Origin of the sequence: Streptomyces sp. NPDC048462, assembly GCF_043200175.1 — a bacterium.
Classification (GTDB): domain Bacteria; phylum Actinomycetota; class Actinomycetes; order Streptomycetales; family Streptomycetaceae; genus Streptomyces.
Genome location: NZ_JBICXG010000002.1, coordinates 288872 through 301812 on the forward strand (window position 1 = coordinate 288872; position 12941 = coordinate 301812).

A 12941-nucleotide genomic window follows, 5' to 3' on the forward strand; every position below is an offset into this window, starting at 1 on the left:
GCGCACGCGAGAGGCCGCCGGAAGCGGCCCCGTTCGGCTGCGGTCACCCGCCGCCGCGCCGGGGGCCGGGCAGCCGACGGGAGAGTGCCAGCTCGAACCAGACGGTCTTGCCCCGGGCCGTGGTGCTGCTGCCCCATTCCCGGGCCAGGCCGCTCACCAGGACGAGCCCTCGGCCGAACTCGTCGTCGGCGGTGGCGTCGAGGAGCGCGGCGGGGGCCGGCTCGTCGTCGCTGACCTCGCAGAGCAGCGCGCCGGTGCGGACCAGCCGGAGCCCGATGTGGTGGGTGCGGCCGTGCTTGACCGCGTTGGTGACGAGCTCGCTGACCATCAGCTCGGCCGCCTCCACCGCGTCGGGCAGCTCCCAGTCGAGCAGCTTGCCCCGCACCATCCGGCGGGCGCGTGCCACCTCGCGCGGGTCCAGGGCGAGTTGCCACTCCGCGACGTCGTCGTCGGGGATGCCGTTGAGCCGGGCCATCAGCAGTGCGACGTCGTCCTTGCGGCCGTCACTGGGGTTGAGTGCGCGGATGATCGTGTCGCAGGCGTCGTCCATGGACGCGGCGGGGTGGGCGGCGGAGGCGCAGAGCGCGGCGAGACCGGCACCGATGTCCTGACCGCGCACCTCCACGAGCCCGTCGGTGCAGAGCACCAGGCGGTCGCCCGGCAGGACCCGCACGGTCGCGGTCGCGAAGGCGACCCCGCCGACCCCGATCGGGGCGCCGGTCGGCAGGTCGAGCAGTTCGGCCCGGCCGTCCTCGGCGTGGACGAGGACCGGCGGGATGTGCCCGGCGTTGGCGATCTGGAGCTCGGAGCGGATCGGGTCGTACACCGCGTAGAGGCAGGTGGCCAGGTACTGCTCACCGAGGCGCTGGGCCAGGTCGTCCAGGTTGCGCAGCAACTGTGCGGGCGGCATCTCCATGGTGGCCATGGTCAATACGGCGGTACGCAACTGCCCCATCATCGCTGCCGAGTTGAGGCCGTGCCCCATCACGTCGCCCACGACGAGCGCGGTCCGGGAGCCGGGTAGTTTCACCGAGTCGAACCAGTCGCCGCCGACCCTGCCGAGCCGGGCACCGGGCAGGTAGCGGGTGGCGATGTCGCAGCCGGCCATGCGCGGCTCGACCTGGGGCAGCATGCTGTCCTGGAGGGTCTCGGCGACGTTCTCCTGGTAGGTGTACATGCGGGCGTTGTCGAGTACGAGCCCTGCCCTGGCGGCCAGTTCGGCGCCGGTGGTGCGGTCCATGTCGTCGAAGGGCTCCCGGCCGGGGCGCCGCATGAGGACCATGAACCCGAGCACCACGTCGCGGGCCTTGAGCGGCACGATGAGCAGGGAGCGGTGCGTGATCAGCGGGCGCAGGTCACGCTTCTCGAACTCGCCCGAGATCCGGTTGCTCAACTCCTCACTGACGTAAGGGATGATGACCGGTTCGCCGGTGACCATGCACTGGAAGAACGGGGTGTGTTCCGGGAAGGCGATGGCCTCGCCCACCGGCACGGTGTCGTCCCAGCGGCCCGGTTCGTCGTTGTGCTCGACCCAGACCCGGTGCCAGACCGTCGTGACGTCGGGCGGGCCGTCCGGGAAGCCCTCACCGGCGAGGACCGCGGCGCGCAGATGCGTACCCGCGAAGTCGGTGAAGCGGGGCACGGCGGCGCTGGTGACCTCGCGGATGGTGCGTTCCAGATCGAGCGAGGAACCGATTCGGCCGCTGACCTCATTGAGGAACTCCAGCCGCTCCCGGACCGCCGCGTATTCGAGGTCCAGCTCGGGACGCGGCACCGCGCGCGGCGCGAGCCGCCCGACCGAGGTGCGCGGCAGGGCCTCGGCCCCCTGGTGTCCGGCGCGCTGCGGCACTCCCCAGTCGGGGGTCACCGGGATCCGGTCGTGTCGGCTGAACTCCAGCACGGGGTAGCCGAGTTCGAGTACCTGGGAGACGATCCGGGTGGCCTCGTGGACGCTCATGCTGGGCAGGATCTCGGGCAGCCGCCCGGACAGTTCCCGGTAGCCGGGGAATTCGGTGTGCAGGGCGAATCCGGGTGCGACCGTCTCGGCGCCCCCGCTCTCCCCCGCCTCGTCGCCGCGTACCTGCGCGGAGTCCGCGGCGAGCACGAGCAGCCGCTCGGGGCCGGGCCCGACGAGCGGATAGGCCCACCACAGGACCTCGATCCGGCCCCGGTCCGGTTCGTCGACCCGGGCCCGACCCGCCGTCGGGTACGCGGCGGTGCCGGTGAGGGAGCTGTCGAGCTCGGGGCCGAACTCGGCGTACATCGCGTCCCGCGACGGTTCGGCACGCTCCCGCAACGCCCCGGTGACCGGGAGCAGTTCACCGGCGGGGCAGCCGACCGCGTCGTCCCGGGCGACACCGAAGAGCTTTCGGGCACCGGACGACCAGTGCGACACCAGTCCGTCCGCGTCGACGACGACCACGGCGAGCGGCACACGGCCCGCCGCGGCGTCTCGCGGTTGTGGTGTCCTGTGCTGCGGCACACCGAGGTCCATGGGTGGAATGCTCCTTCCCCACCGCAAGGTTCTGCGGTACGTGGCTCCACCGTACGGGGCCGTGACCGGCGCCCGCCGGTCATCGGCGGAATCACCCACGAAGGTGGTGCGCCCCGCGCGCAAGAGGGGCGCACAACCTTCACCGGTGTTGCCGTCGGTCAGTCCTCGTGGCCCAGCTGGAGGTCCCGTTCGGTGCGCCCGCCGCCCGCGACCTGGAGGACCGTGGCCACCGGCGGATAGCCGGCGGCGATGACGGTGTACTCGCCGGTGGACAGGTCGACGAACCGGAAGGCCCCGTCCGGCCCGGTGGTCAGGGTGTCGACCACATTGCCGGCCGCGTCCAGCAGCGTGACCCTGGCGTCCTCGACGAGCCGCCCGCCGCTGGCGCGCACGACGCCGCGCAGCACGGCGCCGCCGGCCAGTTCGATGTCCTGCCTGGTCTCCCGGGCCGCCTGCACACTGACCGGCAGCGCGGCGGGCCGGAACGCGGGGGCGCTGGCCGCGAGGGTGTACTCGCCCGCCACGAGTTCGGAGATCACGTAGCCGCCCTCGCGGCCGCTGCGGGTCGAGGAGACCACCTCGCCGCGTACGTCGGTGAGTGTGACGGCCGCGTCCCGCACCGGAACGCCGTCCGCCGTCAGGACGGTCCCCGCCAGCCGGCCGGCCCCGCCGAGCACCACGTCGAGCTCCACGGGCCGCTCGCCCACGGTGACGCTGACCGCCTGCGGCTGGTGGCCCCCGGCGGCGGCGATGAGGACGTACGAGCCGGCGCCGGGGACACTCAGCGCGTACCGCCCCTCGTCACCGCTGGCGCCCCTGCCGACCTGCTGGCCCTGGACGTCGATGAGAGTGAGGGCGGCGCGCGGGACCTTGGTGCCGTCGGGGTGCTGGACGCTGCCGCAGACGGGCACCCCGGAGAGGTGACCGGCGGGCTGGGGGCCGGGGTCGGTGCGGGCGGAGGGGATCGCCGCGGGCTCGGCTGCGGTTTCGGGGCTGTGGTGGGACACCAGCGGTTTCTCCTTGAGGAAGAAGGCGAAGAACAGGCCGAGCACGAGGACCGGCACGAGGTAGAGGAAGATCCTGGGCATCGCGTCGGCGTACGCCTGGATATAACTGTCGCGCAGCACCGGGTCCATGGCGTGGACCAGCTGCGGGGTGATCGACTCGGGGTCGGGCAGCCCGGCTCCGGACGGCAGCCGGACCGCGAGCGCGTCGGCCAGGCGGCCGGCGAAGAGCGTGCCGAACACGGCGGCGCCGACGCTGCCGCCGATCTGCCGGAAGTAGTTGTTGGCACTGGTGGCGGTGCCGAGGTCGGCGGGGCGTACGGAGTTCTGCACGGCGAGCACCAGCACCGGCATGATCAGCCCGATCCCCAGACCGAGCACCGCCTGCGAGAAGCTGTACTCCAGCCGCGGGGTGTCCGTCTCCAGCCGGGACAGCAGCCACATGCCCACCGCCGCCAGCGCGCTGCCGGCGATCGGGTAGACGCGGTACTTGCCGGTACGGGAGATCAGCTGGCCGGAGACGACCGAAGCGGCGACGATGCCGCCCATCATCGGGAGCATCAGCAGGCCGGACTCGGTGGCGGTGGCCCCGTCGACCATCTGCAGGAAGGTCGGCAGATAGCTTGCCGCGCCGAACAGTGCGACCCCGACGACCGCGCCGACGAGTGCGCTGACGTTGAAGATCGAGTCGCGGAACAGCCGCAGCGGAATGATCGGTTCGGGCGCGCGGTGCTCGACGGCGATGAAGAGCAGGGTCGTTCCGGCGGCCCCGGCGGCCAGCCCCAGGATGGTGCGCGAGCCCCAGGCGTACTCCGTACCGCCCCAGCTGGTCAGCAGCACCAGACAGGTGGAGGCGGCGGCCAGCAGCAGGGCGCCGAGGATGTCGAGCCGGGGCCGGACCGTGGGCTTCGGGAGCTTCAGCACGACGGTGATGACGGCGAAGGTGACCACGCCGAACGGGATGTTGATGTAGAAGCACCAGCGCCAGGAGGCGTGGTCGGTGAAGAAGCCGCCGAGCAGCGGGCCCGCCACGGAGGCGAGTCCGAAGGCCGCGCCGATGAGCCCCATGAACCGGCCGCGCTCCCGGGGCGGCACGACGTCCGCGATGATCGCCTGGACGCCGATCATCAGCCCGCCGCCGCCGACGCCCTGGAGGGCGCGGAAGGCGATCAGCTCGTCCATCGTGCGTGACCAGCCGGCCAGCGCGGAGCCGATGACGAAGACGACGATCGCGAACTGGAAGACACCCTTGCGACCGAAGAGGTCGCCGAGCTTTCCGTAGACCGGGAGCCCGATGGTGGAGGCGAGCAGATAGGCGGTGACCGCCCAGGACATCTTCTCCAGGCCGTGCAGCTCACCGACGATCTTCGGGAGCGCGGTGGCCACGATCATCTGGTCGAGCGCCGCGAGCAGCAGCGTGAGCATCAGCCCGATGAAGATCAGCCGGATGCGGCGCGGGTCCGTCTCGTGGCCCGCGGGCATGACCGGCGCGGGTGGAGTGGGTGGCGCGGGCGGCGGCGGGGGCGGTTCGGACACCGGCAACGTCACGGTGTCGCCCGGACCGTCGGGCTCGTCCTTCACCAGAGTGATCCCACCCACCACGTGCCGCTCCCCTCGTCGCATCTGCGCCGCCCATTTCTCGCATTGCGATATAAGGGAGGGCAAACGCGGCGGGGGGCGCTGACGGCGCACTCGGAGGGCTTAGCCCCCGGTGAGAGCCACTACGGCGCACAACCGGCCGGGCGGAAAGACCACCCGAACCGGTGAGGCCGGAAAGCGGGACGGGGAGTTACTTCTCCACCTCGGTGGCGAGATTCTGCAGCAGTTCGTCGTAGATGCGGCCAAGTCCCTTGGGCGCGAAGGTCTTCTCGAAGAACCCGCCGATGCCGCCGGCGCCGTTCCACACGGTCGAGACGACCGCCTTGGAACTGCCCTCGCCGGCCGGGGTGACGGTCCAGGTGGTGACCATCGAGGAGTTGCGGTCCTTCTCCACGAGCTGCCCGTCCGTGGGCTCGCTGACCTCCAGCAGGCAGTCGCGCACCCGCTTGCTGGTGGCCTGGAGCTTCCAGTGCACGAGGGTGCCCTCGCCGTCGCCGCCCTCACGCACCTCGTACTCGCTGAACTGGCCGGGCAGCACCTTGCCGCGGACGTCCTTGTAGTCGGCCAGCGCGTCGAACACCGCTTCCGGGTCCGCCGCGATGATCCGCTCTGTCGTGGCCTCGACCTGCGCCATGGCTGTTCCTCCAGCACTCGGTTGTTCGGGGGTGTGCTGAGCCAACCACCTCCGGCACCCGGCTCAAAATCCGGCCGGGGACGAAGAGGAGGAAACGATCAAGGGAACAAGTGTTCTATTCTCTGGTCAGTGCTACCTAGGAGGCGTCCATGCGCTGGGACAATCTGGCAGAAAACCCCGCCGAACCCGCTGAGAACACCACCGGCCGTACCGCCGCGCTCTTCGCCGCGGACGCGGTGACGACGCGCACCTTCGACACTCCGGAGTTCCGGGGCATCACCTTCCACGAGGTCCGGGCCCGCTCGGTCGTGAACCGGGTGCCCGGCGCGTCCCGGATGCCCTTCGAGTGGACGGTGAATCCCTACCGAGGCTGTTCCCACGCCTGTGTCTACTGCTTCGCCCGCAGGACCCACAGCTATCTGGACCTCGACACCGGGCTCGGCTTCGACTCCCAGATCGTCGTCAAGGTCAACGCCCCGGAGCTGGTACGCCGCGAACTCGCCTCGCCGCGCTGGCACGGGGCGCACATAGCGATGGGGACCAACGTCGACTGCTACCAGCGGGCCGAGGGCCGCTACCGGCTGATGCCCGGCATCCTCGCCGCCCTGCGCGACCACGCGAACCCGTTCTCCATCCTGACCAAGGGCACGCTGATCCTGCGCGACCTGGAGCTGCTGCGGCAGGCGGCCGAGGTCACCGAGGTGGGCGTCTCGGTCTCCGTCGGCTTCGTCGACGCCGAGCTGTGGCGCACCGTGGAGCCCGGCACCCCCTCCCCCGAGCGCCGCCTGGACGTCGTACGCGCCCTCGGCGAGCACGGCATCGGCTGCGGGGTCCTGATGGCGCCGGTCATCCCCTTCCTCGGGGACCGGCCGGAACAGCTGCGGGCGACCGTGCGCGCGATCGCCGCCGCCGGCGCGACCTCGGTGACCCCGCTCGTCCTGCACCTGCGCCCCGGCGCGCGCGAGTGGTTCATGGAGTGGCTCGGCCGGCACCACCCCGAGCTGGTGGGGCGTTACGAGCGCCTGTACGCGAACGGGGCGTACGCGCCCACCTGGTACCAGCGCCGCGTCACCCGCCAGGTGCACGAGCTGGCGGCCGAGTACGGCATCGGGCCCTCGCACCGCACCGCCCCCCGCGCACTCCCCGGGCGTGACGAGCCGCAGATCTCGCCGGACACCTCCGGGCCCACCCAGCTGACCCTGCTCTGAGCGGACCGCCACGACCGGGGCGCGCCGGGAGCGCGCACGGCAAACGGGTCATCTCTCGGCAGAACAGGTCCTTCCGGCAAGGAATACGGGGAGCATCCGGCGGGGGCTGCCGTCACGGCAGCCGTGTTCCCCCCACCACGGGAGGCCATATGACGAAACGTTCAGGAATTCTGTTCGCCGTCGGGGCGACGGTCGCCGGTCTGGTGACCGCGGTTCCGTCCCCGGCGACCGCCGACACCGGCGCGCAGCGCGTCGCGGCGCTCAAGTGGACCGACTGCGCCACCAAGTCGTCCCCGGCGCTCCAGTGCTCGTCGGTGAGCGCCCCGCTCGACCATGACGACCCGTCGGGCCGGAAGGTCACCCTCGCCCTGACCCGGGTTCCGCACACCTCGAAGACCTTCCAGGGCCCGTTGCTGGTCAACCCCGGCGGTCCCGGCGGCAGCGGACTGTCGATGGCCGGTTTCGTCGCCGCCTCGCTGCCCAAGGCGGTGGCCGCCCAGTACGACGTGATCGGCTTCGACCCGCGCGGCGTGGGCAGGAGCCGGCCCGCCCTGGACTGCGTGCCGAAGTACTCCGACCCGGTCCGGCCGGACTCGGTGCCCACGTCCCTGGGCGCCGAGCGGGTCAACCGGGAGCGCGCCCGGTCGTTCGCGGCCGCCTGCGGCGAGAAGTACCCGGACCTGCTGCCGTACATGGACACGGTCAGCGCGGCCAAGGACCTCGATGTGATCCGCCGGGCGGCCGGCGCGGACCGGCTCAACTACCTCGGGTACTCCTACGGCACCTACCTCGGCTCGGTGTACGCCAAGCTGTTCCCGGACCGCGTGCGGCGCCTGGTGCTCGACTCGAACGTCGACCCGACCGGCATCTGGTACGGCGACAACCTGAGCCAGGACTACGCGTTCGACACCCGCCACAAGGCGTTCATGGCCTGGGTGGCGAAGTACCGCGGCACGTACGGCCTGGGCGGCGACCCCGCGAAGGTCGAGGCTGCCTGGTACCGGATGCGGGACGCGGTCAAGAAGCATCCGGCGGGCGGGAAGGTCGGCGCGAGCGAGCTCGACGACACGTTCCTGCCGGGCGGCTACTACAACGGCTACTGGCCCGCGCTGGCCGAGGCATTCGCCGGTTACGTGAACCACAAGGACGAGAAGACGCTGGTCAAGGCGTACGAGCGGTTCGGCGCGGTCGACGCGGAGGGCGACAACGGGTACTCCGTCTACACCGCCGTGCAGTGCCGTGACGCCCAGTGGCCGCGCGACTGGAACGTCTGGCGCAGTGACACCTGGCGGGTGCACGCCAAGGCGCCCTTCATGGCGTGGAGCAACACCTGGTACAACGCGCCGTGCGCCGACTGGCCGGTGGAGCCGCTGAACCCGGTCCGGGTCACCAACCACTCCCTGCCGCCCGCGCTGCTCTTCCAGGCCACGGACGACGCGGCCACACCGTACGAGGGCGGGGTCACCCTGCACCGCAAGCTCCACGGGTCCAGCCTGGTCGTCGAGCAGGGCGGCGGCAACCACGGCGTCACGCTGAGCGGCAACGACTGCCTGGACAAGTACCTGGCGGACTACCTCGCCAAGGGCACCGTGCCGCGTGGGAAGGGCGGTGACGTGGACGCGGTCTGCGCCAAGTCACCGGACCCGGAGCCCACGACAGGCAAGACCGCGAAGGCCGCGGGCCGCGCGGCCGCCGATGCCCGGGGCAGCGCGCTGCACGGGATCCTCGGCTTCCGGGGCTGACGGGCCGAAAACCCCCCTTCCCCCGGCGGGGGCGTGCGCGAGGATGGGCGTGTGAACACCCGACCCACTCCGGCGCACGCCCCCGAACCGCTGGTCCGGGACATGACCATCGAGGACTGCGAGGCCGTGGCGGCGGTCCGGGTACGCGGCTGGCGGAGCGCGTATGCCGGGCTGATGCCGCAGGCGCATCTGGACGCGATGAGCGTCGCCGAGGACGCGGAGCGGCGTCGCGGCTTCTTCACCGAGGCCGACGAGGTTGTCAACGTGGTGGCCGAGCGGGCGGACCTCGGCGTCGTCGGCTGGGCGGCATACGGCCCGTACCGCGAGAACGGCGCACGGCTCGCACGCGGTGAGCTGTACGCGATCTACGTGCTGCCGGAGCTGACGGGAACGGGCGTCGGGCGGGCCCTGATGTCCGAGGTGCTGGCGCGCGCCGCCTCGGCCGGACACCCGGATCTCGCACTCTGGGTACTCAGGGAGAACGCGCCGGCGCGCCGCTTCTACGCACGCGCGGGCTTCCGGCCGGACGGGGCGGCGGAAGCCTTCGAGGTGGACGGCGCGCTCGTGCCGGAGGTGCGCTACGTACGCCCGCTCGACGGGTCCGGGGGGCACTGACGCCGCGCGCCTTCAGGGCGCCGGCAGCCGGCTGAGCGCCTCCCCCGCCGCGTCGCCCAGCCGGGGGTGCGGCAGGGCCGCCTCCAGGACCGGACGGGCCCGCGCGTCACCGAGCAGGCCCAGCCCCTCGACGCAGGCGAGCGCCACCCGCCAGTGCGGCTCGTCCGGCCCGAGGAGCCCGCGCAGGGTGGTCATCAGCGCCGGCACGGACTCCGGGGCGCGCAGTTCGCCGAGCAGCCGGACCGGGTACAACGCGTAGGCGGTGCGCAGGGTGTTGGTGGCGAGCGCGGCGGCGGCGCGCGGGGTGCGCGGGTCGCCGAGGCGGGCCAGGGCGTGCGCCGCGCCGGCGCAGCGCTGCGGGTCGCGGTGGTTGAGCAGCAGCACCAGGGTCTCGAAGGCCCGCCGGTCGCCGCCGCAGCCCAGCCGGAACGCCGCGATCTCCCGTGCCCACAGCGGGCGTTCGCGCTCGATGAGGACCTGTGCCAGTTCCTCGTCGTCCTCGGTGGCGATCAGGCGGCGGTAGGCCGCCGACTCCCCCGCCTCGTCGGCCAGCCGGTGTGTCAGCGACCGCAGCTCCTCGTCCATGACCGTCAGCGTATCGGTGGACACGCTGCGTGCCGAAGGGTGCGTCGAATGTGAGCGGGACCACAACAATCCAGGGCTGGCGCGCTCGTTACTCGCCGGTTAACCTCATGTGAGCGGGATACTCCCCCCGCCGGCTCCGGTGGCCTGGTGACGCAGCCACCCGGAGTGGATGTCGGTTCGGCAGCTGAGGCGTGACCCCGGGACAGGGTCCGCCGCCCCTTTCCGGTCCGGACGTGCCCTTCACGCCCGGACGTGAGCACCACGACAGACAACTCCCGCACGCCCCGCCCGGCCAGGCCCTTTCCGGCCCCTCTCATCGGCCGCGCGCCGTGCGTCCCTCAGTCGTCACTCATCCCTGGAGTCCCGTGATGGACATCCCTCTCAGCACCATCGCCGTCGTCGGCCTCGGCACGATGGGCACCGGCATCGCCGAGGTCCTCGCCCGTTCCGGCCGCGAGGTCATCGGTATCGACGTCGACGACGCGGCCGCCCGCCAGGCCGTCGCCGCCCTGGAGGCCTCCACCGCCCGCGCGGTGCGGCGCGAGCGAATCACCGAGGAGGAACGGCGCGACATCCTCGCCCGGTTCCGCACCTTCTCCGACGTCCGGGCCGCCGCGGAGGCGGAGCTGGTCATCGAGGTCGTGCCCGAGTCCTACGAGATCAAGCAGCAGGTGTTCCGGGATCTCGACGCGGTCGTCCCGCCCACCGCGATCCTAGCGACGGGCACCAACGCCCTGTCGGTGACCCGGCTCGCCGCCGAGTCCCGGCACCCGGAGCGCGTGCTCGGCCTGCACTTCTTCAACCCGGCTCCCGCGATGAAGCTGGTCGAGGTGGTCTCTTCCGTGCTGACCGCTCCGCCGGCCGTCGCGGCGGTCACGGAGCTCGCCCGCCACCTGGGCAAGGAGCCGGTCGCGGTCGGTGACCGTCCGGGCTTCGTCGCCGACGGGCTGCTGTTCGGCTACCTCAACCAGGCCGCGGCGATGTACGAGGCGCACTACGCCTCGCGCGAGGACATCGACGCGGCGATGAAGCTGGGCTGCGGGCTGCCGATGGGACCGCTCGCCCTGCTGGACCTGATCGGCGTCGACACCGCCCGTACCGTCCTGGAGGCCATGTACAGCGCCTCGCACGACCGGCTGCATGCCCCCGCGCCGATCCTCGGCCAGCTCAGCGAGGCCGGGCTGACCGGCCGCAAGGCGGGCCGGGGCTTCTACACGTACACGGAGCCGGGCAGCCAGGACGTGGTCCCGGACGCGCTGACCCCGTCGCCGGACAGCGGTCCGGGCGCCGGGCGGACGGTGCGCTCGGTGGGTGTCGCGGGCTCCGGGACGATGGCCTCGGGGATCGCGGAGGTGTTCGCGAAGGCCGGTTACGACGTGGTGCTGGCCGCCCGCGGCCAGGAGAAGGCGGAGACCGCGAAGGGGCGGATCGCGAAGTCGCTCGAACGGTCCGTTACCAAGGGGCGGCTGACGGCAGAGGCGCGGGTGGAGACGCTGGCCCGGATCACCGCGGCCGGGTCGCTGGACGCGTTCGCCGAGGTGGATCTCGCCGTCGAGGCCGTGGCCGAGGACCTGCTGGTCAAGCAGCAGTTGTTCGCCATGCTGGACAAGGTGTGCAGGCCGGGCGCGGTGCTCGCCACCACCACCTCGTCACTGCCCGTGGTCTCGATCGCGCGGGCCACCTCGCGGCCGCAGGACGTCATCGGGATGCACTTCTTCAACCCGGCGCCCGCGATGAAGCTGGTCGAGGTGGTCCGTACGGTGCTCACCGCGGACGAGGTGCACGCCACGGTCCGCGAGGTCTGCGTGCGGGTGCGCAAGCACCCCGTGGACTGCGGGGACCGGGCGGGGTTCATCGTGAACGCGCTGCTGTTCCCGTACCTCAACAACGCGATCAAGATGGTCGAGGAGCACTACGCGACCCTGGACGACATCGACGCCGCGATGAAGCTGGGCGGCGGCTATCCGATGGGCCCGTTCGAGCTCCTGGACGTGGTGGGCCTGGATGTCTCGCTCGCCATCGAGAAGGTGCTGCACAGCGAGTTCCGCGATCCGGGGCTCGCCCCGGCGCCGCTGCTGGAGCATCTGGTGGCCGCCGGCTGCCTCGGCCGCAAGACGGGGCGCGGCTTTCGCGAATATGCCCGCCGCTGACGGGGGCGGCGGCTGGGGCGGGCTGCTCGGTCCTCCGGGCGGCCCGCCCCCACAGGCGCACTCACCCGCACCGATGCAGTACGTTCACACCATGCCCCAGCCCGCCAGGTCCCCCCGTGTGTCCGCCGCGCCCGACGCCCCGGAAAGTGCCGCGGGCACGCGTGCCGCCGCCCAACGGCTGAAAATGCGCCGTGAACTGGCCGCCGCGGCGATGGAACTCTTCGCCACGAAGGGGTACGAGGCGACGACGGTCGACGAGATCGCGGGCGCCGCGGGCGTCGCCAGGCGCACCTTCTTCCGGCACTTCCGCTCCAAGGAAGAGGCCATCTTCCCGGACCACGACGACACCCTCGTACGCGCCGAGGCGGTTCTGAACGCCGCCCCGGCGCACGAGCACCCGCTCGACACGGTCTGCCGGGGCATCAAGGAAGTCATGAAGATGTACGCGGCGAAGCCCGCGGTCTCGGTGGCCCGCTACAAGCTGACCCGCGAGGTGCCCACCCTGCGGGAGGCCGAGATCGCCTCGGTGGCCCGCTACGAGCGGCTGTTCACGCGCTATCTGCTGGGCCACTTCGACGAGCGCGACCACCACGTCGGCAATGACGACCCCTTGCTGGCGGAGGTCGCGGCGTCCGCCGTGGTCACCGCGCACAACCACGTGCTGCGCCGGTGGCTGCGGGTGGACGGCCAGGGCGACGTGGAGGCGCAGCTGGACCACGCGTTCGCCATCGTCCGGGACACCTTCGGCACCGGGATCGGCGCGGGCCGCACGGCCGGCGCCGAGCCGGCGAAGCCGCCCGCCGCCTCGGTGAGCGCCGAGGGCGAGGTGCTGGTCGCCGTGGCGCGTACGGACGCGCCGCTGGACGAAGTGATGCGCACGATCCAGCAGGCGCTCAAGGAGCGCTGAGCG

The 12941-nt window shown here is 72.2% G+C and carries 9 protein-coding genes; 5 read left to right on the forward strand and 4 right to left on the reverse strand.

What is annotated here, in order from left to right:
• Nucleotides 1–43: 43 nt before the first annotated feature.
• The 3 genes from ACGFU6_RS04560 to ACGFU6_RS04570 all read right to left on the reverse strand — a co-directional run bounded on the left by ACGFU6_RS04560 (nt 44) and on the right by ACGFU6_RS04570 (nt 5731).
• Nucleotides 44–2494 (reverse strand): SpoIIE family protein phosphatase, encoded by a 2451-nt coding sequence (locus ACGFU6_RS04560; protein WP_393608037.1) that lies wholly within the window; start codon nt 2492–2494, stop codon nt 44–46.
• 158 nt (nt 2495–2652) lie between these two features.
• Nucleotides 2653–5100, reverse strand: coding sequence for an MFS transporter (locus tag ACGFU6_RS04565; protein WP_393608038.1), 2448 nt, complete (start codon nt 5098–5100; stop codon nt 2653–2655).
• Nucleotides 5101–5287: 187 nt separating this feature from the next.
• Nucleotides 5288–5731, reverse strand: coding sequence for an SRPBCC family protein (locus ACGFU6_RS04570; RefSeq protein ID WP_393608039.1), 444 nt, complete (start codon nt 5729–5731; stop codon nt 5288–5290).
• A 149-nt stretch (nt 5732–5880) separates the two neighbouring features.
• Here ACGFU6_RS04570 and ACGFU6_RS04575 point away from each other — a divergent pair, with 149 nt between their 5' ends.
• The 3 genes from ACGFU6_RS04575 (at nt 5881) to ACGFU6_RS04585 (ending at nt 9296) form a co-directional block, all read left to right on the forward strand.
• Nucleotides 5881–6939 carry an Rv2578c family radical SAM protein gene (locus ACGFU6_RS04575; protein WP_393608040.1) on the forward strand — a complete coding sequence of 353 codons (1059 nt, stop codon included), beginning with the start codon at nt 5881–5883 and terminating at the stop codon, nt 6937–6939.
• A 149-nt stretch (nt 6940–7088) separates the two neighbouring features.
• Nucleotides 7089–8681: an alpha/beta hydrolase gene (locus ACGFU6_RS04580; protein WP_393608041.1), complete on the forward strand. Its 1593-nt coding sequence runs from the start codon at nt 7089–7091 to the stop codon at nt 8679–8681.
• A gap of 102 nt (nt 8682–8783) precedes the next feature.
• A complete protein-coding gene (locus ACGFU6_RS04585; RefSeq protein ID WP_393608366.1) occupies nt 8784–9296 on the forward strand; it encodes a GNAT family N-acetyltransferase in 513 nt (170 codons plus the stop codon).
• Nucleotides 9297–9308: 12 nt separating this feature from the next.
• Here the strand turns inward: ACGFU6_RS04585 and ACGFU6_RS04590 are convergent, their stop codons facing one another.
• A complete protein-coding gene (locus ACGFU6_RS04590; RefSeq protein ID WP_393608042.1) occupies nt 9309–9881 on the reverse strand; it encodes an adenylosuccinate lyase in 573 nt (190 codons plus the stop codon).
• 368 nt (nt 9882–10249) lie between these two features.
• Between ACGFU6_RS04590 and ACGFU6_RS04595 the strand changes: the two genes are divergently transcribed.
• Together ACGFU6_RS04595 and ACGFU6_RS04600 are read left to right on the forward strand one after the other, a co-directional pair.
• Nucleotides 10250–12031 (forward strand): 3-hydroxyacyl-CoA dehydrogenase family protein, encoded by a 1782-nt coding sequence (locus tag ACGFU6_RS04595; RefSeq protein ID WP_393608043.1) that lies wholly within the window; start codon nt 10250–10252, stop codon nt 12029–12031.
• Between the two features lie 91 nt (nt 12032–12122).
• Nucleotides 12123–12938 carry a TetR family transcriptional regulator gene (locus tag ACGFU6_RS04600; protein WP_393608044.1) on the forward strand — a complete coding sequence of 272 codons (816 nt, stop codon included), beginning with the start codon at nt 12123–12125 and terminating at the stop codon, nt 12936–12938.
• Nucleotides 12939–12941: the final 3 nt, after the last annotated feature.

Excerpts from the sequence above, each read along its gene's own strand:
- ACGFU6_RS04560 (WP_393608037.1), bottom strand. The coding sequence starts at position 2,494 with ATGGACCTCGGTGTGCCGCAGCACAGGACACCACAACCGCGAGACGCC.
- ACGFU6_RS04570 (WP_393608039.1), bottom strand. The coding sequence starts at position 5,731 with ATGGCGCAGGTCGAGGCCACGACAGAGCGGATCATCGCGGCGGACCCG.
- ACGFU6_RS04575 (WP_393608040.1), top strand. The coding sequence starts at position 5,881 with ATGCGCTGGGACAATCTGGCAGAAAACCCCGCCGAACCCGCTGAGAAC.
- ACGFU6_RS04580 (WP_393608041.1), top strand. The coding sequence starts at position 7,089 with ATGACGAAACGTTCAGGAATTCTGTTCGCCGTCGGGGCGACGGTCGCC.
- ACGFU6_RS04585 (WP_393608366.1), top strand. The coding sequence starts at position 8,784 with ATGACCATCGAGGACTGCGAGGCCGTGGCGGCGGTCCGGGTACGCGGC.
- ACGFU6_RS04590 (WP_393608042.1), bottom strand. The coding sequence starts at position 9,881 with ATGGACGAGGAGCTGCGGTCGCTGACACACCGGCTGGCCGACGAGGCG.
- ACGFU6_RS04595 (WP_393608043.1), top strand. The coding sequence starts at position 10,250 with ATGGACATCCCTCTCAGCACCATCGCCGTCGTCGGCCTCGGCACGATG.
- ACGFU6_RS04600 (WP_393608044.1), top strand. The coding sequence starts at position 12,123 with ATGCCCCAGCCCGCCAGGTCCCCCCGTGTGTCCGCCGCGCCCGACGCC.